Annotated in this window: 22 protein-coding genes; 8 read left to right on the top strand and 14 right to left on the bottom strand. The window is 72.0% G+C overall.

Annotated elements, in window-relative coordinates; translation table 11 throughout:
* Positions 1-219: 219 nt before the first annotated feature.
* Positions 220-951, bottom strand: a complete 732-nt coding sequence (locus ACIHFB_RS10880) for a VIT1/CCC1 transporter family protein (protein WP_400126420.1) — start codon at positions 949-951, stop codon at positions 220-222.
* Between the two features lie 270 nt (positions 952-1,221).
* On the opposite strand from ACIHFB_RS10880, the gene ACIHFB_RS10875 reads away from it, so the two are divergent.
* Genes ACIHFB_RS10875 through ACIHFB_RS10845 form a run of 7 tightly spaced genes read left to right on the top strand, consistent with a single transcriptional unit; the run spans position 1,222 to position 8,904 of the window.
* A complete protein-coding gene (locus ACIHFB_RS10875) occupies positions 1,222-2,331 on the top strand; it encodes an ADP-ribosylglycohydrolase family protein (RefSeq protein WP_400126418.1) in 1,110 nt (369 codons plus the stop codon).
* The gene (locus ACIHFB_RS10870) at positions 2,328-3,443 is read left to right on the top strand and encodes an ADP-ribosylglycohydrolase family protein (protein WP_400126416.1); all 1,116 of its coding nucleotides are present in this window, start codon (positions 2,328-2,330) and stop codon (positions 3,441-3,443) included. Before ACIHFB_RS10875 ends, ACIHFB_RS10870 begins: the two co-directional genes overlap by 4 nt.
* An 8-nt stretch (positions 3,444-3,451) precedes the next feature.
* Positions 3,452-4,627: an ADP-ribosylglycohydrolase family protein gene (locus tag ACIHFB_RS10865; RefSeq protein ID WP_400126414.1), complete on the top strand. Its 1,176-nt coding sequence runs from the start codon at positions 3,452-3,454 to the stop codon at positions 4,625-4,627.
* The gene (locus ACIHFB_RS10860; protein WP_400126412.1) at positions 4,615-5,979 is read left to right on the top strand and encodes an ADP-ribosylglycohydrolase family protein; all 1,365 of its coding nucleotides are present in this window, start codon (positions 4,615-4,617) and stop codon (positions 5,977-5,979) included. Before ACIHFB_RS10865 ends, ACIHFB_RS10860 begins: the two co-directional genes overlap by 13 nt.
* The gene (locus tag ACIHFB_RS10855) at positions 5,976-6,905 is read left to right on the top strand and encodes a ribokinase (protein WP_400126410.1); all 930 of its coding nucleotides are present in this window, start codon (positions 5,976-5,978) and stop codon (positions 6,903-6,905) included. Before ACIHFB_RS10860 ends, ACIHFB_RS10855 begins: the two co-directional genes overlap by 4 nt.
* On the top strand, positions 6,902-8,095 hold the full coding sequence (locus ACIHFB_RS10850; protein ID WP_400126408.1) for a CaiB/BaiF CoA transferase family protein: 1,194 nt from the start codon (positions 6,902-6,904) through the stop codon (positions 8,093-8,095). Before ACIHFB_RS10855 ends, ACIHFB_RS10850 begins: the two co-directional genes overlap by 4 nt.
* Positions 8,092-8,904, top strand: coding sequence for an HpcH/HpaI aldolase/citrate lyase family protein (locus ACIHFB_RS10845; RefSeq protein ID WP_400126406.1), 813 nt, complete (start codon positions 8,092-8,094; stop codon positions 8,902-8,904). Before ACIHFB_RS10850 ends, ACIHFB_RS10845 begins: the two co-directional genes overlap by 4 nt.
* A 73-nt stretch (positions 8,905-8,977) precedes the next feature.
* Here the strand turns inward: ACIHFB_RS10845 and lgt are convergent, their stop codons facing one another.
* The 11 genes from lgt to hisI form a co-directional block, all read right to left on the bottom strand.
* Positions 8,978-9,943 (bottom strand): prolipoprotein diacylglyceryl transferase, encoded by a 966-nt coding sequence (lgt, locus tag ACIHFB_RS10840; protein WP_400126405.1) that lies wholly within the window; start codon positions 9,941-9,943, stop codon positions 8,978-8,980.
* 82 nt (positions 9,944-10,025) lie between these two features.
* A complete protein-coding gene (locus ACIHFB_RS10835) occupies positions 10,026-10,799 on the bottom strand; it encodes a thioredoxin domain-containing protein (RefSeq protein WP_365277597.1) in 774 nt (257 codons plus the stop codon).
* 77 nt (positions 10,800-10,876) lie between these two features.
* Positions 10,877-11,695 (bottom strand): tryptophan synthase subunit alpha, encoded by an 819-nt coding sequence (gene trpA, locus ACIHFB_RS10830; RefSeq protein ID WP_400126402.1) that lies wholly within the window; start codon positions 11,693-11,695, stop codon positions 10,877-10,879.
* Complete coding sequence (gene trpB / locus ACIHFB_RS10825) at positions 11,692-12,978, bottom strand: tryptophan synthase subunit beta (RefSeq protein WP_365277591.1); 1,287 nt, start codon at positions 12,976-12,978, stop codon at positions 11,692-11,694. The genes trpA and trpB overlap by 4 nt, the downstream gene beginning before the upstream one ends.
* Before the next feature lie 107 nt (positions 12,979-13,085).
* Positions 13,086-13,253: a tryptophan biosynthesis modulator TrpM gene (gene trpM / locus ACIHFB_RS10820; RefSeq protein WP_400126400.1), complete on the bottom strand. Its 168-nt coding sequence runs from the start codon at positions 13,251-13,253 to the stop codon at positions 13,086-13,088.
* A 22-nt stretch (positions 13,254-13,275) separates the two neighbouring features.
* A complete protein-coding gene (gene trpC, locus ACIHFB_RS10815) occupies positions 13,276-14,085 on the bottom strand; it encodes an indole-3-glycerol phosphate synthase TrpC (RefSeq protein ID WP_365277588.1) in 810 nt (269 codons plus the stop codon).
* A gap of 168 nt (positions 14,086-14,253) precedes the next feature.
* Positions 14,254-14,703 carry a DUF2752 domain-containing protein gene (locus tag ACIHFB_RS10810; RefSeq protein ID WP_365277586.1) on the bottom strand — a complete coding sequence of 150 codons (450 nt, stop codon included), beginning with the start codon at positions 14,701-14,703 and terminating at the stop codon, positions 14,254-14,256.
* A gap of 80 nt (positions 14,704-14,783) precedes the next feature.
* A complete protein-coding gene (locus ACIHFB_RS10805) occupies positions 14,784-15,038 on the bottom strand; it encodes an HGxxPAAW family protein (RefSeq protein ID WP_365277583.1) in 255 nt (84 codons plus the stop codon).
* Positions 15,039-15,245: 207 nt separating this feature from the next.
* Positions 15,246-15,887: a TIGR02234 family membrane protein gene (locus ACIHFB_RS10800; protein WP_365277581.1), complete on the bottom strand. Its 642-nt coding sequence runs from the start codon at positions 15,885-15,887 to the stop codon at positions 15,246-15,248.
* Positions 15,888-15,939: 52 nt separating this feature from the next.
* Entirely contained in the window at positions 15,940-17,418 is a 1,479-nt protein-coding gene (locus tag ACIHFB_RS10795; RefSeq protein ID WP_365277578.1) for an anthranilate synthase component I, read from the bottom strand.
* A gap of 11 nt (positions 17,419-17,429) precedes the next feature.
* Positions 17,430-17,828: a phosphoribosyl-AMP cyclohydrolase gene (gene hisI / locus ACIHFB_RS10790; protein WP_365277576.1), complete on the bottom strand. Its 399-nt coding sequence runs from the start codon at positions 17,826-17,828 to the stop codon at positions 17,430-17,432.
* Between the two features lie 140 nt (positions 17,829-17,968).
* Between hisI and ACIHFB_RS10785 the strand changes: the two genes are divergently transcribed.
* Positions 17,969-18,604, top strand: coding sequence for a TIGR03085 family metal-binding protein (locus ACIHFB_RS10785; RefSeq protein ID WP_365277574.1), 636 nt, complete (start codon positions 17,969-17,971; stop codon positions 18,602-18,604).
* Positions 18,605-18,608: 4 nt separating this feature from the next.
* Here ACIHFB_RS10785 and ACIHFB_RS10780 read toward each other — a convergent pair whose 3' ends face one another.
* Entirely contained in the window at positions 18,609-19,859 is a 1,251-nt protein-coding gene (locus tag ACIHFB_RS10780) for an MFS transporter (protein ID WP_400126396.1), read from the bottom strand.
* A gap of 13 nt (positions 19,860-19,872) precedes the next feature.
* The gene (locus ACIHFB_RS10775) at positions 19,873-20,460 is read right to left on the bottom strand and encodes an ArsR/SmtB family transcription factor (protein WP_400126393.1); all 588 of its coding nucleotides are present in this window, start codon (positions 20,458-20,460) and stop codon (positions 19,873-19,875) included.
* Position 20,461: the final 1 nt, after the last annotated feature.

Here is a 20,461-nt window from a genome sequence, read left to right as displayed (position 1 = left end):
GCGGCGGGGGTACCGCGCACGGCGGCGGAAGCAATGGGGACCGATGCGGACAGATCGATGTCCGTCAGCCCGAGGGGCGGGGCGGCGTCGTCGCTGACCCCGGGGGTGCGCGGCAGGCCTCATTGCCCACAGCGCTTACGGCTCATGCCCCGTGGTTAAGCAATCGAAACCAGCGAGTAACGGCTACTTATGCGGCCCAACGCATAAGAGCGAGTCGATTTATCCTACGGCCGTTCCGAGGAGGCTGCCCAGGGCGTACGTCACACCGGCCGCCGCACCGCCGAGCGCGAGCTGCCGGAACCCGCTGAACCACCAGGTCCGTGCCGTCACCTTGGCCACCACGGCACCGCAGGCGAACAGCCCGACCAGCGCGAGCAGCACGGAGGGCCACAGCACGCCGGCGCCGAGCAGATACGGCAGCACGGGAAGCAGGGCGCCCAGCGCGAAGGCACCGAACGACGAGACGGCGGCGACCAGCGGCGACGGCAGATCACCGGGGTCGATGCCGAGCTCCTCGCGGGCGTGTATCTCCAGGGCCTGCTCGGGGTCGCGCGAGAGCTGCCCGGCCACTTCCCGCGCCAGCCGGGGCTCGACCCCGCGGGCCTCATAGAGCGCCGCGAGTTCGGCCTCCTCGTCCTGGGGGTGCTTACGCAGCTCCCGCCGCTCCACGTCCAGTTCCGCCTCGACAAGCTCGCGCTGCGAGGCGACGGAGGTGTACTCACCGGCGGCCATGGAGAAGGCGCCGGCGGCAAGGCCCGCGAGCCCGGCGACGACGATGGTCCGCTGACCGGCCGCGCCGCCCGCGACACCGGTCATCAGGGCGAGGTTGGAGACCAGACCGTCCATCGCACCGAAGACGGCGGGGCGCAGCCAGCCGCCGTTCACCTCCCGGTGGGTGTGGTTGTCGCGGTGCGCCTCATGGAGCGTCGCTTCGGTTTCGATGATGGCCATGCCGGCGCCCCCAGAGCTAAGGTGAGACTAAGTTTGGATGGAATCCATTATTTGACAACGCCAAACATACGCCCCTCATTCCACCCTCGCCAGCAAGGAAAGGCTCGGCTAACCTGCGGTTTTACCTTCGAGCGCTCATTCGATCAAAAGCCTGCACATATGTCGACCGGGTGACGCTGGGGCCCCTACGGCTCTGGAGAACCCCTCCGGTGGGACACATCCGCAAAGGGTTCCGCGCCCTGGGAGGAGCCCCCGGAGGAGAGGCCCCCTATGGCATCGATCGCCTGCGTTCCCCCGGTCCCGGTACCCGGGCGCGCCGCCGAACTCCGCGACCGGGCGCGCGGCGCGCTGCTCGGCCTCGCCGTCGGAGACGCCCTCGGGGCCCCGGCCGAGAACATGAAGCCCTCCCAGATCCGCGCCCGCTGGGGCCGCATCACCGGCTATGTCGCCGAGCAGCCGGCGGGCACGGACGACACCGAGTACGCGATCTTCTCCGGCCTGCTGCTGGCCCGCCACGGCAGCGCCCTCACCCCCGCCCATGTGGAGACGGCCTGGCACAAGTGGATCGCCGACCGCGACGAGGGCCCCTTCCGCGGCGCCGGCTTCAGCGAACGCGGCACGCTGGAGAACCTCCGCCGCGGGCTCGCCGCCCCCATCTCCGCCCAGCACCGCCACGCCTGGAGCGACGGTCTCGCGATGCGCGCGGCCCCCTTCGGCGTCTTCGCGGCCGGACGCCCCGCCGAAGCGGCCCGTCTGGTGGCGATCGACGGCTCGGTCAGCCATGACGGCGAGGGCATCTACGGCGGTCAGGCGGTGGCGGCCGGGGTCGCGGCGGCGATGGCGGGCGCCCCGACGATCGCGGTGGTGGCATCCGCCCTCGCCGTCGTCCCGGACGACTCCTGGACGGCCCGCTCCCTGCGCCGCGCCGTCGCCGTCGCCCACCGCGGCGAACGCGCCGTCCGCTCCTCGGTCGTCATCGGCGGCTACCCCTGGACCGACCTCGCCCCCGAGGCCGTAGCCCTCGCCTTCGGCGCGTACGCCGCCGCCGACGGCGACTTCGTCCAGGCCGTACTGACCGCCGTGAACATGGGCCGCGACGCCGACACCACGGCCGCGGTCGCCGGCGCGCTGGCGGGTGCGACCCAGGGCGCGTCCGCCATCCCGGCCGACTGGGCGGCAGCCATCGGCCCGGCCCGCGGCAGCTGTCTGCCGTCCATGGCCGGCCACCACGTGCTGGACGTGGCGGACCTGCTGACGGGAGAAGAGGACACAGAGAGTGCCGTACGGCAGGACGATCCCGTACGAGACGACGGGCCGCCGGCACCGGACCCGGTGGCCCTCTATGTCCTCGCCGCCGACGAGGACGAGGTGCGGCCGTGACCCGGCGGGTGGAAGGGCTGCTGCTCGGGCTGGCCGCGGGAGATGCCGCCGGGTGGCCCGCCGCCCGGCATCGGGCGGCCCGGATGCCGGAGTGGACTCGGCGCCTGACACGCGAACTGGACACGTTCGCGGAGCAGAACGCGACGACCACGCTGCCCGTGCCGATCGCGCTGAACCAGCCCCCGGAGCCGCTCCGTCTCGGCCCGTCGGATGACGCGGAGTGGGCGGCGTTCGCGGCGGAGGCCGTGCTGCGGGCCGGGGACGACAGCGCGCTGGGCGACCTGAGCCGGGAGCGCCGTACGCGGGCCGCCATCGATCTGACCTGGAACGCGGTCGCGAGCGAAGTAGCGGCGGCGGCCGAGCGCGCACCCGAGATCGAGTCCGCGGTACTCCCGCTGCGCGCCCGTATCTCGGTCCGGGCGGGTCTCGGCAACCTGGCCACCGGACTGCGCCCGCCCGCCACCGGCCACGACAACCCGCACTACTTCGACGACGCGGCCTGCGTACGGTCCTGCGTACTCGCCGTCGCCCACCCCGGCGACCCCGAACTCGCCGCCTCGCTCGCCGAGTTCGACGCCCGCTACACCCAGGACGGCGACGGGGTGCACGGCGCCCGGGCGATGGCGGCCGGTGTGTCGCTGGCGCTGGTCGGAGCGGATGTCGAGCGTTGCGTCCGGGCGGCCCTCGCCGAACTCCCCGAGTCCACCGAGGTCGGCCGCAACGCCCGCCATGCGCTGAAGCTGGCGGCCGACGCCGAGAGCGCCTTCGCCCTGATCCCGCTCCTTGAGCACCAGATCGTCGACCACGTCTACAGCTACGGCATCGCCGCCGCCGAAACGGTCCCCGTCGCCCTGGCCCTGGCGACCGCGGCGCACGGCAGGATCGCCGAGGCGGTGCCCGCGGCGGCCTGTCTGTCCCGGGTCGCCGACTCGGCCCCGGCGCTCGCGGGCGCCCTGACCGGCGCACTCTGCGGCGGCGAGTCCATCCCGGCGACCTGGCGGGACACCTGCCGCACCCTCTCCGGCTGTGTCCTCCCCCGGCTGACCGGCACCGACCTGGTGGAACTCGCCGAACTCCTGGAAGCCGCACAACCGGCCCCACCGGGAGGATGATTCGGGGCATGACGCCCAAAGGAGAAGAAAGCGCAGCGGTCGCTCTGAACGAACGAATCACCGGCGCCCTCGTCGGAGCGGCGGTCGGCGACGCCCTCGGCGGCCCCGTCGAGGGCTACTCCCCCGCGCAGATCCTCGAACGCCACGGCGGACGCGTCCACGGCATCGTCGGCCCCTGGCACGGCGACGCCTGGCGCACGGCCCGCCCCATCGCGCCGTACCACAAGGGCGACGGCCGCATCACCGACGACACCTTGCTGACCCACGCGCTGGTCCGGGTGTACGCGCAGGTCCGCGATCACCTGGACGCCTACGCGATCGCCGAGCACCTGGTGCCGGACCTGATGACGAACCCGCGCTGGATCCCGGAGCTGGAGACTGAGGCGCTGCCGCTGCACCGGGTCTTCCTGGCGGAGAAGTGGCTGGTGACGCGATTGCACTACGGCCATGTCGACCCAAGGGAGGCAGGCGTCGGCAACATCGTCAACTGCGGTGCGGCGATGTACATGGCCCCGGTCGGCCTGGTCAACGCGGCCGACCCGAGGGGCGCGTACACCGAGGCCCTGGACATCGCGGGCGCCCACCAGTCGTCGTACGGCCGCGAGGCGGCGGGCGTCTTCGCGGCGGCGGTCGCCGCGGCCTGCACACCGGGCGCAACGCCGGACTCGGTCGTGACGACCTGTCTGTCCCTGGCGAAGGACGGCACCAGGGCGGCGATCGAGCGGGTCTGCGAAGTGGCGTCCGGCTACTCGGACTTCGAGTCGGCGCTGACTCCGTTGAGGGAGGCGGTCGCCCCGTACGACACGGTGGGTCCGGACTACCGCTCCCCTTCCCTGGCGGCCCGCCGCCCGTCCCGCCTGCACTCGATCGAGGAACTCCCCGTTGCACTGGGCATGTTGGTGGTGTCCGGCGGGGACTACCGGCATACGGTCCTGGGCTCCGTGAACTACGGCCGCGACTGCGACTCCATCGCCACGATGTCGGGTGCCCTGGCCGGCGCCCTGGGTTCCCCCGTCCCGGAGGACTGGTCGAAGACGGTCTCGGAGGCCAGCCGCCTCGACCTCTGGGAACCGGCGACGACACTGGCCCGGGTGACCCGGGAGATCTTCGAACGGGACGTACGACGACACCGGGCCCACGAGCGGGCACGCACCGAGCTGGGGGTCCCGGAATGCTTCGACTGACCTGGGTCCAGCCGGAGGACCTCCTCGGCCACGAACTGCGACAGGCGGCACTGGACGGACGCGAGCCCTCGGCGATCGCGGCGCGATGGCGAGCGGCGGGTGCGCAGGAGGCTCCGCCACGGGCGGGGGCGTCACCGGATCCGGCATCGCGGTACCTGAGGCAACTGGCCGAGGACCTGCTGGACGAACTGGCCGACCTGCCCAGCAGGTTGCGGGACGACGAACCCACGGACCTGGAGAGGATCAAGGCCGGCTGCGCCGATTGGCCGAGGCCGCAGCCCGCACAGGTCTCGGTGCCTGACCCACTCCGCCTGGAAGCCGCGTGGCTCGGCCGCGCAGCCGGGTGCCTGCTGGGCAAACCGGTGGAGAAGCTCCCCCTCGAAGGCATCCGCCAACTCGCCAAGGCCACGGGCAACTGGCCCCTGAACACCTGGTTCACGGCCCGGGGCCTCCCAGCGGACCTCGCCCACCGCTACCCCTGGAACCGCCGTTCGGCAGCAACCTCCCTCGCCGAGAACATCGACGGCATGCCCGAGGACGACGACCTCAACTACCCCCTCCTCAACGTCCTCCTGCTGCAACGCCACGGCAGGACCTTCACCACCGAAGACGTAGCCACCCTCTGGCTGGACGAACTCCCCGCGGGCCGCACCTTCACGGCCGAACGCGTCGCGTACCGCAACCTCCTCAGCGGCATCAACCCCCCACGCACGGCCCGCCACCGCAACCCCTTCCGCGAATGGATCGGCGCCCTGATCCGCGCGGACGTCCACGGCTGGACGAACCCCGGCAACCCGGCAGCGGCGGCGGAACAGGCCCACCGAGACGCCACGCTCACCCACACGGCGAACGGCGTCTACGCGGCGATGTTCACGGCGGCCGTCATCGCCACGGCCGCCACCGGCACACACGACATCCATACCTGCCTGCGCACGGGCCTGACCGTCGTCCCCCCGCGGTCCCGCCTGGCGGCAGCCGTTCGCACCGGCATCCAACTCGCGCAGAAACACCGGCACTTCGAAGCCGTCGTGGACGAACTCCACACCACCTACGCCGACCACCACTGGGTCCACGCCATCCCCAACACCGCCCTCATCACCGCCGCCCTCACCCACGCGAACGGCGACTTCACCGCCTCCGTCTGCCGTGCCGTCTCCGGCGGCTGGGACACCGACTCCAATGGCGCGACAACGGGCAGCATCGCCGCTCTCCTGGCCGGCTCCCCCGCCGAACTCCCCGACCGCTGGACGGCCCCCCTCAAGAACCGTCTCTCCACCTCCGTCGGCGACTTCGACGGCGCCGGTTTCGACACCCTCGCCCACCTCACCCACCTGGAGGCGTCTCGCCCATGACCCATATCGCCGTGCTCGGCAGCACGAACATGGACCTCGTCGCCTACGTCGAGAAGGCACCGGCCCGCGGAGAGACGGTGACGGGACGGGAGTTCCGTACGATCCCCGGTGGCAAGGGCGCCAACCAGGCGATCGCCGCCGCACGCGCGGGCGCCACCGTCTCGATGATGGGCGCGGTCGGCAACGACGGCTTCGGCAGCCGCCTCCGTTCCACCCTCGAACTCCCCCACTCTCGAATTCGCTCGAGCGGGGGGACCCCCATCGGCGTGGACACCGACCATCTGCGCACCACGGAGGGCCCGTCCGGCACCGCCCACATCGTGGTCGACGACGAGGGCGGCAACGCGATCGTCGTGATCCCCGGCGCCAACGGCACCGTCGACCACCTCTCCCCGGGCGACGAGGGCCTGATCGCCTCCGCCGACGCACTCCTCCTCCAACTGGAGATCCCGCTCGCCGCGGTGATCGCCGGCGCCGAGGCGGCACGGGCCCACGGCGTCCGTACGATCCTCACCCCCGCCCCGGCCCAGCCGCTGCCCCCCGAACTCCTCGCCGCCACCGACCTGTTGGTGCCGAACGAGCACGAGGCGGCCACCCTGACCGGTGTCCCCGACCCCCACGCGGCCGCGTACGTCCTGCTCGACCAGGTGCCGGAAGTGGTCATCACGCTGGGCTCGGCCGGCAGCCTGTACGCGGCCCGCGGTCAGGAGCCGATCACCGTACCGGCGCCGCAGGTCACCGCCGTGGACTCGACCGGCGCGGGCGACACCTTCGTCGGGGCCCTCGCGGTGGCGCTCGCCGAGACCCGCCCCGTGCCGGAGGCACTGGCGTGGGCCGCCGCGGCGGCCGCGCTGTCCGTACAGCGGGCGGGGGCGTCGGCGTCGATGCCGACCCGCCAGGAGATCGAAGCGCAGTTCGCGTCATGACCGCGTCCCCTCTCACCGGCCTCCGCGTCCTCGACCTGGCCACCCTCTTCGCCGGTCCCCTCGCCGCCACCTTCCTGGGCGACTTCGGCGCCGAGGTCATCAAGGTCGAGCACCCGAGGAAACCGGACCCCGCCCGAGGCCACGGCCCGGCCAAGGACGGAGTCGGCCTGTGGTGGAAGCTGCTCGGCCGCAACAAGCGCACGATCACCCTGGACCTCTCCAAACCCGGCGGCCGCGCGACCCTCCTGCGCCTCGCCGCCACCGCCGACGTCGTCATCGAGAACTTCCGCCCCGGCACGCTGGAGAAGTGGGACCTCGGCTGGCCGGAGCTGTCGGCCGCCAACCCCCGTCTGGTCCTCACCCGGATCACCGGCTTCGGCCAGTTCGGCCCCTACGCCCACCGCCCCGGCTTCGGCACCCTCGCCGAGGCGATGAGCGGCTTCGCCGCGATCACCGGCGAACCGGACGCACCCCCGACCCTGCCGCCCTTCGGCCTCGCCGACTCGATCGCCGGCCTGGCCACCTCGTACGCGGTGCTGACAGCCCTCGCCGCCCGCGACCGCACCGGCACGGGCCAGGTCGTCGACATGGCCCTCATCGAACCGATCCTGACGGTGCTCGGCCCACAGCCGACCTGGTACGACCAGCTCGGATACGTCCAGGAACGCACCGGCAACCGGTCCGCCAACAACGCCCCGCGCAACACCTACCGCACCGCGGACGGCAGTTGGGTCGCCGTCTCGACCTCGGCCCAGTCGGTCGCGGAACGCGTCATGCGTCTCGTCGGCCGCCCGGACCTGATCGGCGAACCGTGGTTCGCGACGGGCGCCGACCGGGCCCGCCACGCCGACGTCCTCGACGAGGCGGTCGGCACCTGGATCGCCGAACGCCCCCGCACCGAGGTCCTCGCGGCCTTCGAGAAGGCCGAGGCGGCGGTGGCCCCGATCCAGGACGTACGGGATGTGATGACCGACCCGCAGTACCAGGCCCTCGACACGATCACCACCGTCGACGACCCGGAACTGGGTCCCCTGCGCATGCAGAACGTCCTCTTCCGTCTCTCCGAAACCCCCGGCGCGATCCGCTGGACGGGCCGCCCGCACGGCGCGGACACGGACCCGGTCCTCACCGAACTCGGCCTGACGACCGCCGAGTTGGAAGCACTGCGCGAAGAAGGAGCCGTACGGTGACCTTCCCTCTGACCTGGCTCTACGTCCCCGGCGACCGCCCGCACATCGTCACCAAGGCCCTCGCCGCGGGCGCCGACGTGGTGGTGATCGACCTGGAGGACGCGGTCGCCCCGGACCGCAAGGAGTACGCCCGCGCGGCGACGGCCGAACTCCTCCGCGACCCCCAGCCGCTCCCGGTCCACGTCCGCGTCAACGCCCTGGACGGCCCGTTCGTGACGGCCGACCTCAGGACGCTGGCCCCCCTCCCGGGCGTATCGGGCCTGCGCCTCCCCAAGGTGGCAAGCCCCGAACAGGTCGTCCGCATCGCGGAACTCCGCACCGGCCCACCCCTGTACGCCCTTCTGGAAACAGCCCTCGCCATCGAACACGCCCATGCGATCGCGACCGCCCACCCGGCACTCCACGGCATCGCCCTGGGCGAGGCGGACCTCCGGGCCGACCTGGGCGTACGGGACGACGCGGGCCTGGACTGGTCCCGCTCCCGCGTGATCGTCGCCGCCCGTGCGGCCGGCCTCCCGCCGCCGCCCCAGTCGGTCCACCCGGACACCCGGGACCTGGACGGCCTGACCCGGTCCTGCGCCCACGGCCGGACCCTCGGCTTCCTGGGCCGCGCCGCCATCCATCCCCGCCAACTCCCCGTCATCGAACGCGCCTACCTCCCCACGGAGGAGGAACTGGAACACGCGGAGACGATCATCAAGGCGGCCACGGCCGACCAGGGCGCCCAGGGCCTCCCGGACGGCACCTTCATCGACGCGGCGGTGGTGGCGGCAGCGCAGCGAACCCTGTCACTGGCCCGCAGAAACTGACGGTGATCCGCCCCCACACAGAATGAGGGCGCCCGCGTCGAAGCGGGCGCCCTCATGAACGTACGACCGGTCCTCAGGTCTTCTTCGCGGACCCGGACCCGGACCCGGACTCGGACGACTCGGCCTCGTCCTTCTGTTCCTTCTCGTCGTTCTCTTCGTTCGCGTCCTTCGCCTCGGCCTTGTCGGCATCGGCGTCGCCGTCACCGTCGGCCGGTCCGTCGGAGGCCTCCGGTTCGACGATCTCTTCCCGTCCCGGCCGCTTCTTCGCCGACACCACGATGTACACCACCGCGAGCAGGAACACGAGCAGCGCGGTCCAGTTGTTGAGGCGGAGGCCCAGGATGTGGTGGGCCTCGTCGACCCGCATGTACTCGATCCAGAACCGGCCGACACAGTACGAGGCGACGTACAGCGCGAAGGCCCGTCCGTGCCCGAGCTTGAAGCGACGGTCGGCCCAGATGACGAGGACCGCGACGCCGATGCACCACAGCGACTCGTACAGGAACGTCGGGTGGTAGTACCCGGGCACCCGGCCGTCCGCCGAGGACGTGATGTGCAGGGCCCAGGGGAGGTCGGTCTCCCGGCCGTACAGCTCCTGGTTGAACCAGTTGCCCCAGCGTCCGATCGCCTGCGCGAGGGCGATGCCGGGCGCGACGGCGTCGGCGTAGGCGGGCAGCGGGATACCGCGGCGGCGGCAGCCGATCCACGCACCCAGCGCACCCAGCGCGATCGCGCCCCAGATACCGAGGCCGCCCTCCCAGATCTTGAAGGCGTCCACCCAGTCGCGGCCCTCGCTGAAGTACAGCTCGTAGTCCGTGATCACGTGGTAGAGCCGACCGCCGACGAGGCCGAAGGGCACCGCCCAGACGGCGATGTCGGCCACCGTGCCGGCCCGCCCGCCCCGGGCGACCCAGCGCCTGCCGCCGAGCCAGACGGCGACGAAGACGCCGATGATGATGCAGAACGCATAGCCGCGCAGCGGAATGGGGCCGAGGTGGATCACCCCGCGCGACGGGCTGGGAATGTAGGCAAGTTCCATGGCAAGGTCGACGCTACCCTGCCGGGCCGCACCCACGGCAGGCAGCCCGGCTACGGGTCCATAACGGGCGGGCGCCCCCGGCTCAGCCCTGGTTCGCCTGCTGTACCAGCTGCTTCAGCTTCGCCGGCGTCATCGCCTGGTCCTGCGAGATGTTCTTGCCGTCGAGCAGCACGGTCGGTGTGCCGGAGAATCCTCCCTTTTGGAAGGCGTCCGCGGACTTCTCGACCCAGGTGTTGTACGTGCCCTTCTCGACACAGGTGCGGAAGGCGGGGGTGTCGAGACCGTCGACCTTGGCGGCCAGCTCGATGAGCTTGCTGTTCTTGCCGAAGGCGTCGTCGGTTTCCTGCGGCTGGTTGTCGTACAGCACGTCGTGGTACGCGGTGAACTTTCCGGCGTCCTGGGCGCAGGCCGCGGCGTTCGCCGCGTTGCGGGAGCCGGTGCCGCCCATGTTGCCGTCGATGATCGTCGCGAGGCGGTACTCGACTCTGAGCTGCCCGGCGTCCGTCAGTTCGTGGATCGTCGGCCGGTACGCCGTCTCGAAGGCCTTGCAGGCCGGGCAGCGGAAGTCCTCCCAGACCGTGAGCGTGGACTTGGCGCTGTTCTCGCCGACCGGGATGGCGAGGTTCTCCTCGCCGTTCGCCCCCGAGGGCGCCACGAGCGGTCCTGCGCTCTCGCTGTCGTCCTTGCCCGCATTCGCCGCGACGACGCCGATCACCGCCGCGAGACCCAGGACGCAGACGACGCTCGCGCCCACGATCAGGGTCCGTCGCCGCTTGTCCGCGGACTTCTGCTTCTCACGCTCGACCGCCAGCCGCTCGCGGGCGGTGCGCTTTCCCTCACGGTTCTTCTCGCTCACACCCACAGAACGAACCGGGGAGGCGCACCGCGCCTCCCCGGTCCCAGGTCCACCCGTTCGAGTGACCGAATATTCCGTTATGCCTGGCCGCGCACACCCTTCGCCAGCTCGCCGGCGAGTGCGCGGACGGCCTCGACACCGGCCGCCTCGTCCGCCGCGTCCAGCATCCGCTTCACGAAGGCCGACCCGACGATCACTCCGTCCGCGAAGCCGGCGACCTCGGCGGCCTGGGCCGCGTCGGAGACGCCGAGTCCGACGCAGACCGGCAGGTCGGTGCGGGTGGCCCGGGTGCGCTGGACCAGGTCCTGGGCCTGCGCACCCACCGACGCACGGGTGCCGGTGACGCCCATGAGCGAGGCGGCGTAGACGAAGCCGCTGCCCACCCCGGTGATCCGCGCGAGCCGCTCGTCCTTGCTGCTGGGCGCGACCACGAAGACCGTGGCGAGTCCGTGCTTCTCCGCGTGCTCCCTCCACAGCGCCGACTCCTGGACGGGGAGATCGGGCAGGATGCAGCCCGCTCCGCCCGCCTCGGCCAGCTCGGCGGTGAAGAGCTCGACGCCGTAGCGGTCGATCGGGTTCCAGTACGTCATCACGAGCACCGGCTTGCCGGTCGCCTCGTACGCCTCCTTGACCGTGCGCATGACGTCGGCGATCTTGACGCCGCCGCGCAGGGCGATGTCGTCGGCGGTCTGGATGACGGGTCCGTCGAGGACCGGGTCGCTGTGCGGCAGGCCGACCTCGACGACGTCGGCGCCGCCGTCGAAGACGGCCTTGATCGCCTCGATGCCGCCGTCGACGGTCGGGAATCCGGCCGGGAGGTAGGCGATCAGGGCGGACCGGCCCTCGGCCTTCGCGCCGGCGAGGGTGTCCGTCAACAGCTGGATGTTGCCGCTCACTTGGCGTCCCCCTCGATCTCGGCGGTCTCGCTGCCGGCGTCGGCGGCGACTTCGGCGTCGGTGTCGTACAACCCGAAGTAGCGGGCGGCGGTGTCCATGTCCTTGTCGCCGCGGCCGGAGAGGTTGACCACGATCAGCCCGTCCTTGCCCAGCTCCCGGCCGACTTCGAGCGCACCGGCGAGCGCGTGCGCGCTCTCGATCGCCGGGATGATGCCCTCGGTCTGCGACAGCAGGCGCAGGGCCTGCATGGCGGCGTCGTCGGTGACCGCCCGGTACTCGGCGCGGCCGCTGTCCTTGAGGAAGGAGTGCTCGGGCCCGATGCCCGGGTAGTCCAGACCGGCCGAGATCGAGTACGGCTCCGTGATCTGGCCCTCCTCGTCCTGGAGGACGTAGCTCCGGGAACCGTGCAGGATGCCGGGCTCGCCCGCGGTCAGCGTGGCCGCGTGCTCGCCCGTCTCGACGCCGTGCCCGGCGGGCTCGCAGCCGATGAGGCGTACGTCCGGGTCCGGGATGAAGGCGTGGAAGAGGCCGATGGCGTTGGAGCCGCCGCCGACACAGGCGACGGCCGCGTCGGGCAGCCGTCCGGCGCGCTCCAGGAGCTGGCGCCGGGTCTCGACGCCGATGACGCGGTGGAAGTCGCGCACCATGGCGGGGAAGGGGTGGGGACCGGCGACGGTGCCGAACAGGTAGTGGGTGCGGTCGACGTTGGCGACCCAGTCGCGGAACGCCTCGTTGATCGCGTCCTTGAGGGTGCGCGACCCCGACTTGACGGCGATGACCTCGGCGCCGAGCATGCGCATCCGGGCCACGTTCAGGGCTTGGCGCCGGGTGTCGATCTCACCCATGTAGATGGTGCATTCGAGGCCGAACAGCGCGCAGGCCGTCGCCGTCGCCACGCCGTGCTGGCCGGCGCCGGTCTCGGCGATGACACGGGTCTTGCCCATGCGCTTGGTGAGCAGGGCCTGGCCGAGCACGTTGTTGATCTTGTGCGAGCCGGTGTGGTTCAGGTCCTCGCGCTTGAGGAAGACACGGGCGCCGCCCGCTTCCGCGGCGAAACGGGGAACCTCGGTGAGCGCCGACGGGCGGCCCGTGTAGTTGACCAGCAGGTCGTCGAGCTCGCGGGCGAACTCGGGGTCGTGCTTGGCCTTGTCGTACTCGACGGCCACCTCGTCCACGGCGGCGACGAGGGCCTCCGGGATGAACTTGCCGCCGAACGCCCCGAAGTAGCCTTCGGGGCTGGGGATCTGACCCTCCGGGTCGGGGATGAAGAAGTCGCTGGGCATGCGGAAACCTCACGGTGAGTTTGGTGAAAGACACTAATCGCCGTGGGGGCGGGGTGTTTCTCTTGGCTGCGGGCCCGTTGTGGTTGCTCGCGCAGTTCCCCGCGCCCCTATGGGGCGCGCTGCCATCGGCGGCCGTTTACCTGCCCGGGCTCGTCTCCGATGACGTAACGCACCCTGCGTCCGTGCACCCTTCGCGCGGGCGCGCGGCAGCCACGGGGGCGGCAGCCGCGCGCGAGGCGGGCGTACCTGTCCGTGAGTGTCGTCGTGAGCGTCATCGCAGCCAACCCTATCGGGTGATCAGCCCCGGCCGTGCCGCAGTGCGGGGTGTTCGCCCGCTGCCACCAGGTCGGCCACCGCGGACTTCGGGTCGCGGCCGGTGACGAGGGACTCGCCGACCAGGACCGCGTCGGCGCCGGCGTTGGCGTAGGCGATGAGGTCGTGGGGGCCGCGGACACCGGATTCGGCGATCTTGATGATGCCTTCGGGGATCTCCGGCGCCACTCGCTCGAAGGTGCCGCGGTCGACCTCGAGGGTCTTGAGGTTGCGGGCGTTCACACCGATGACCTTGGCGCCCGCGTCGACCGCGCGGTCGACCTCGTCCTCGTCGTGGACCTCGACGAGCGGGGTGAGCCCGATGGACTCGGCGCGCTCGATGAGCGACTCCAGGGCGGGCTGGTCGAGGGCCGCGACGATCAGCAGCACGACGTCGGCGCCGTAGGCCCGGGCCTCCCACAGCTGGTACGAGGTGACGATGAAGTCCTTGCGGAGGACCGGGATGTCCACGCGGGCGCGGACCGCTTCCAGGTCGGCGAGCGAGCCGCCGAAGCGGCGCTGTTCGGTGAGGACGGAGATGACGGCCGCGCCGCCCGCCTCGTAGTCCGCGGCGAGTCCGGCCGGGTCGGCGATCGCGGCCAGCGCGCCCTTGGAGGGGCTGGAGCGCTTGACCTCGCAGATGACCTTGACGCCGTCCCCGCGCAGGGCGGCCAGACCGTCCTTGGCCGCGGGAGCCTTGGCCGCGCGCTCCTTGAGCTCGTCGAGGCTGACGCGCGCCTGCCGCTCCGCGAGGTCGGCACGGACTCCGTCGATGATCTCGTCGAGCACACTCACGCGAGCGGCCCCCTTCCAGACGGTTGACTGTTCAAGCTGTTGGGCTCTCCTCCACCGATCCGGCCTCACCAGGCGAAACCGATGGTCACTTGTGATGGTATCCGGAGGAAGGCGTAGGCCTCGCATCCGGTTGACGCCGGTCCCACTACCTGGACGTTCGCCAATTGATCAAGGGTGGAGCCAGCCACCGAACGGCAAGTTCCGGACAACCGTGAAGACCAGCAGCAATGCCCCCACGGCCCACAGGTGCGCCGACCCGAGTTCGATCCGCAGCGGCCGTCGGCCACGCGCCGCGCGTACCACCCAGACGGTCCATACGACGGCGAAGAGCGCGTAGCCGACCACCGCGACCGCGTTGTCCTGGAGCGCCGCCAGGAAGTCCCCGTGGACGACGGCGTGCGCGCTGCGCAGGCCGCCGCAGCCGGGACAGTAGACGCCGGTGTACTGAAGCAGCGGACAGGCCGGGTAGTGACCGGGCTCGTTCGGGTCCACCGTCCCGACGTAGGCGAAGGCCCCGGCGACGGCCGCCAGCACCCCCACGGGCACGGCCAGCCGCCCGAGCACGGCCCCGGCGGGGGACGGTGCGGCGTTCCGGCTGTCGAGGTTCACGTCTTGCATTGTGCCCCGCGCACGCGTGAGGGGCGGCCCCGGCGCCACGCCGGTCCGCCCCTCACACGGTGCTTGCGCTGTACGGGACTTCAGCCCTTGACGCCCGCAGGCTCGTACTTCTCCGAGAGCGCCTGGTAGGACGCGTGGGCATCCTTCGGCTGGCCGAGGCCCATGCCCTTCATGATCCAGCCGACGATGCCGCCGATGACCACGACCCCCATGCCCGCCCAGAAGCCCACCGGGTCGGCCAGCACCATGAAGGCGCCCGAGACGCAGAAACCGATGAAGGCGATAGTGACACCGGTCCAGGCGGCCGGGGTGTGACCGTGGCTGCTGCCCGCCATTGCTTGCTCCTCGTTGCTGTGTGCCTGTGTGAGCCGAACGCTCGCCAACATTGTCCCGCACGCACCCACGCGCCGTGCTCGGGGGTACACCCGCCAGAGCATCGCCCCTTCAATCCAGCGCCCCGTCAGGGGCGCGGGGAACTGCGCGACCAGCCCCCACCGGGCCCGCGGACGAACGACGACCCATCACGCCCCCTCAGCGGAGCGTCACGCGCTGGTCGGGTCCTCGCCGCGGTCCAGGGCCTTCCAGAGGTCCTCGGGCCGGTCGGGGTCGACGACGGGGGCCTTGCGGCGCGGCCGGGGCGCTCCGGAGCGCTCGTAGCGGCCGGACATCGCGGGCCACAGCCGGCCGTAGCGCAGGGCGAGCAGTCCGGCGAGCAGGATCAGGACGCCGCCCACCGCCGCGACATACGGCCACGCGGTGTGGCTGAGCGCGTCGACGGTGGCGGCGGTGTCGCCGGTGGCCTTGGCGGCCTGCTCGTCGAGCGCGGAGCTGTCGGAGGCGCCGAACACGGCCGCCGCGACGATCCCGGCGCCGGACAGCGCGAGCAGGGCGGCGACCAGCAGGCGTCCGGCCTTGCGGACGGCGAAGACGGCGACGAGCGCGGCGAGGCCCACTATGGCGAGGGCCGCGGGCACGCCCGTGACGTCGCTGCCGCTCGCGGTCAGCGGGAAGGAACCGCCGGCCACGGTCGCGGTGCCCTCCGACCACTGCTGGCGGGTGGCCAGCAGCGCCACGGCCGCGCCGAGCGCGCCGGCGAACAGGGCCACGGCGAGGCTGAGCCGGCCGGCCCGGGCGGGTCCGGCGGCTTCGGAACGGGGGTCAGGAACAGCAGTCACGTACTCCACTATCGCTCCAACACCGGGCGAACCGTCACCCGGGGTTCACGTGAGACCCGTCCTACTTTCCGAGCCGGTTCGCCGTGTGCACCGCGCGCAGGACCGCCGCCGCCTTGTTGCGGCACTCGGTGTCCTCGGCGACCGGGTCGGAGTCGGCGACGATGCCGGCGCCGGCCTGGACGTACGCCGTGCCGTGGCGCAGCAGTGCCGTACGGATGGCGATGGCGGTGTCGGAGTCGCCCGCGAAGTCGAGGTAGCCGACACAGCCGCCGTACAACCCCCGCCTGGACGGCTCGAGTTCGTCGATGATCTGCATCGCGCGGGGCTTGGGGGCGCCGGAGAGGGTGCCCGCCGGGAAGCAGGCGGTGAGCACGTCGAAGGCCGTACGGCCCGGCGCGATCCGGCCGGTGACCGTCGAGACGATGTGCATCACGTGCGAGTAGCGCTCGATGGACATGAAGTCCACGACCTCCACGGAACCCGGCTCGCAGACCCGTCCCAGGTCGTTGCGCCCGAGGTCGACGAGCATCAGGTGCTCCGCCCGCTCCTTGGGGTCGGCGAGCAGTTCGTCGGCGAGGGCCTGGTCCTCCTGCGGGGTGGCCCCGCGGTGCCGGGTGCCGGCGATGGGGTGGACCATCGCCTGTCCGTCCTCGACCTTGACGAGCGCTTCGGGGGACGACCCGACGACGTCGAAGCCATCGAAGCGGAACAGGTACATGTACGGCGACGGATTGGTCGCCCTCAGCACTCGGTAGACGTCCAACGCGCTTGCCGTGCACGGCGTTTCGAAGCGCTGGGAGGGGACCACCTGGAACGCCTCGCCGGCCCGGATGCGCTCCTTGATGTCCTCCACGGCCTCCTGGAAGTCGGGGCCGCCCCACAGTGCGGTGTACTCGGGGAGCTCGGAGGGCGGGAGCACGGCGGGCGGCTGGGCGACCGCGCGCGCGAGGTCCGCCTCCATGGCGTCGAGGCGGGCGATCGCGTCGGCGTGGGCCTCGTCGACGCCCGTGTCGAGGTCGTTGTGGTTGATCGCGTTGGCGATCAGCAGGACCGAGCCCTCCCAGTGGTCCATGACGGCGAGGTCGCTGGTGAGGAGCATCGTCAGCTCGGGGAGCTTCAGGTCGTCGCGCTCGCCGGGGCCGATCTTCTCCAGGCGGCGCACGATGTCGTAACCGAGGTAGCCGACCATGCCGCCGGTGAAGGGCGGCATGCCCTCCTGGTGCGGGGTGTGCAGGGCCTCGATGGTGGCGCGCAGGGCCGTCAGCGGGTCGCCGTCGACGGGGACGCCGACGGGCGGGGTGCCGAGCCAGTGGGTCTGCCCGTCCTTCGCGGTGAGCGTCGCCGCCGAACGCACTCCGACGAAGGAGTAGCGGGACCAGGAGCGGCCGTTCTCCGCGGACTCCAGAAGGAAGGTGCCGGGGCGCTCGGCGGCGAGCTTGCGGTAGAGCGCGACCGGGGTGTCGCCGTCCGCGAGGAGCTTGCGGGTGACGGGGATGACGCGGCGGTCGGTGGCCAGCTTGCGGAACGTCTCGAGGTCCATGGCGGCTGACCCTACTGATCCGCGGCGGACGGGCCGGAGTCGGCGCCGTCCTTGAGCAGCACATCGGCGTCGAAGCAGGTGCGCGCGCCGGTGTGACAGGCGGCGCCGACCTGGTCGACCTTGACCAGCACGGTGTCGGCGTCGCAGTCCAGAGCGACGGACCTGACGTGCTGGAAGTGGCCGGAGGTGTCGCCCTTGACCCAGTACTCGCGGCGGCTGCGCGACCAGTACGTGCAGCGGCCGGTGGTCAGGGTGCGATGCAGCGCCTCGTCGTCCATCCAGCCGAGCATCAGCACCTCACCGGTGTCGTACTGCTGGGCGATGGCGGGCAGGAGCCCGTCCGCGCTGCGCTTGAGGCGCGCGGCGATCTCCGGGTCGAGGCGGCTGGACTGCGGGGGCGTGCTGGTCATGCCGACCATTGTGCCGCGCGGTACCGACAACCTCGGTGCCCTGTCCATTGGATGGGCAGGAGTGGCGCGAAGCGCCTCGTTGGGGGGTGGTGGTCGGGTGACGAGTGGGCGGGACCGTTCTGTCGCCGTACGCTGACTGCATGTCGACTTTCGCCAAGCGTGAACGACTTCTCCTCGCCGACCTGCTGGAGGCCGAGGGCCCGGAGGCCCCGACCCTGTGCGAAGGCTGGCGGACCCGTGACCTCGCCGCACACGTGGTGGTGCGCGAGCGCCGCCCCGACGCCGCCGGCGGCATCCTGATCAAGCAGCTCGCTCCGCGCCTGGACCGGGTCATGGCGGAGTTCGCCGCCAAGCCGTACGAGGAGCTGATCCAGCTGATCCGTACCGGTCCACCCCGCTTCTCGCCCTTCCAGCTCAAGCAGCTCGACGAGATGTCCAACACGATCGAGTACTACGTCCACACCGAGGACGTCCGCCGCGCCCAGCCCGACTGGGCGCCGCGCGAGCTCGACCCGGTCTTCCAGGACGCCCTCTGGTCCCGTCTGGAGCGCTCCGCCCGTCTGATGGGCCGCGGCGTCCCGACCGGTCTGGTCCTGCGCCGCCCGGACGGCCAGACTGCGGTCGCCCACCGCGGCACCCCGGTGGTGACGGTGACCGGCGAGCCGTCGGAACTGCTGCTGTTCGCCTACGGCAGGAAGAGCGCCGCCAAGGTGGAGCTGGAGGGCGAAGAGGACGCGATCACCAAGTTGAACTCGGCGAAGCAGCTGGGGATCTGAGGGGTCAGCGCGGCAGCTCGGCGCGGCGCAGGTCGCGTGCGCACAGGGCGACGACCCCGCCGAGCCCGCAGACCGCCGCGCTGACGACGAAGACCGGGCCGGGGCCCCACACCCCGATGGCCGCCGCCGACACCGGCATGCTCAGCGGGGCCAGACCGAGGCTGACCAGGCCGGCCACCGCGGTCACGCGGCCCAGGTAGGCGGGGTCGGACTGGGTCTGGAGCAGGGCGCCGCACAGCGCGCCGCTCAGGCCTGCCAGCAGCCCCACGAGCAGGGCCGTGCCGACGGCCACGGTGACGCCGGGCGCGTAGGCGAGGGCACCGATCGCCACCGCGCCCAGGAGGAGGGAGCAGCCGGCGACGTGTCCGGCGTACGGGATGCGGCCCCGCACCGCGAGCAGCAGAGCGGCGGCGCCCGCGCCGACACCCAGCCCGGCGAGGATCCAGCCGACCCCGGAGGCGCCCCAGCCACGTTCGTCGGCCAGCAGGGTCAGACCGACGTTCAGGGGGCCGACGAAGCCGAGGTCGCCCAGGGCGATGGCCAGTACCAGTGGGGCGAGGACGCGGTGGCGGCGGATGTAGCGCAGGCCGGCCACGAGGTCGCTCCAGGCCGTGGAGTCCCTGACGTCGGCCTCCTCGTCCGACGGCAGCTCCCGCATCCGTACCGACACGAGCAGCGGCACCGACACGGCGATCAGCAGCCCGGCCAGCGCGAACGCGGTCGCCGCTCCGCCCGCCGCCACGCTGAAGCCGCCGAGGGGTGCGCCCACGACGATCGCGAACCGGATCGCCAGGCCCCGCATGCCCTGCACGCGCGCGAGCTGCCCGCGCGTCGTCATGCGCGCGGGGAGCGCGCCGACAGCGGGCAGGAACACGGCGTCGACGGTGCCGAAGACCAGCGCGAGGGCGGCCAGCGGCCACAGGCCGGGGCTGGTGAAGAAGAGCAGTGCCGCCACCGCCAGCACGGCCGCGCAGCGCACCGCGTCGCTGCCGATGACGACCCTGCGCGGCCCGAGCCGGTCGGCGATCACTCCGCCGCCCAGCATCAGCAGGGCTCGCGGCAGCGCACTGACCGCCATGACCAGCCCGGCCTGCGAAGGCGTGCCGGACTGTACGGCCGCCCAGGACAGGGCGATGTAGTAGACGCTGTCGCCGATCATCGACGAGGTGTAGGCACCGAGCCAGCGCAGGACGTTGGGGTCGCGGTGGGCGGGGCGGTCGTCGACGGGGGGCGACGGTATGAGCGTGGCGGTCACCGGGTTCGTCCTCTCAGGGGCGGAACGGAAAGCCGTACACGTGCAGGGCCACGTGCTCGCGCCCCTCGGCCTCACCGGCGGCCTCACGGGCGCGCCCCTGCTCGTCGTACCTCTTGATCAGGTTCTGCAACTCCTCCTTGAACTCGGTCAGTTCGGGTGCCGTCAGCCGCAGCAGGCTCTCCGCGTCGTGGGAGGCCCTGTTCCACTCACGTCCCCACTGCTCGCGCTCGTCGAGGTAGGTGCGGTACATCTCGGAGCGCTGGTCCTGGAAGAGCCGGATCGCGGCCACATGTGCGGAGGCCTTCTCCGGCGCGTCCCGGAAGTCCTCGTCGCGGATCGAGACGCCCTCCGAGGCGCGCTGCCACCAGCGCTCCCTGGCGTCCCCGCTGCGCGGCTCGGCCTCCTCGATCAGGCCGTGCTCGGCGAGCTTGCGCAGGTGGTAGCTGACCAGCGAGACGGCCTCGTCGACCTGCTCGGCAAGCTGCGAGGCGGTCGCCACCTCGGCGACGAACATCAGCCGGTACAGCTTCAGGCGCAGCGGATGGGCGAGGGCCTTGAGCGTGCCCAGGTCGGTGATCCGGCGGTTCTCCTTGCTTGCCATG

Source organism: Streptomyces sp. NPDC051963 (genome assembly GCF_044593495.1).
Taxonomy (GTDB): domain Bacteria; phylum Actinomycetota; class Actinomycetes; order Streptomycetales; family Streptomycetaceae; genus Streptomyces.
This window is presented reverse-complemented; position numbering and strand designations above follow the sequence as displayed.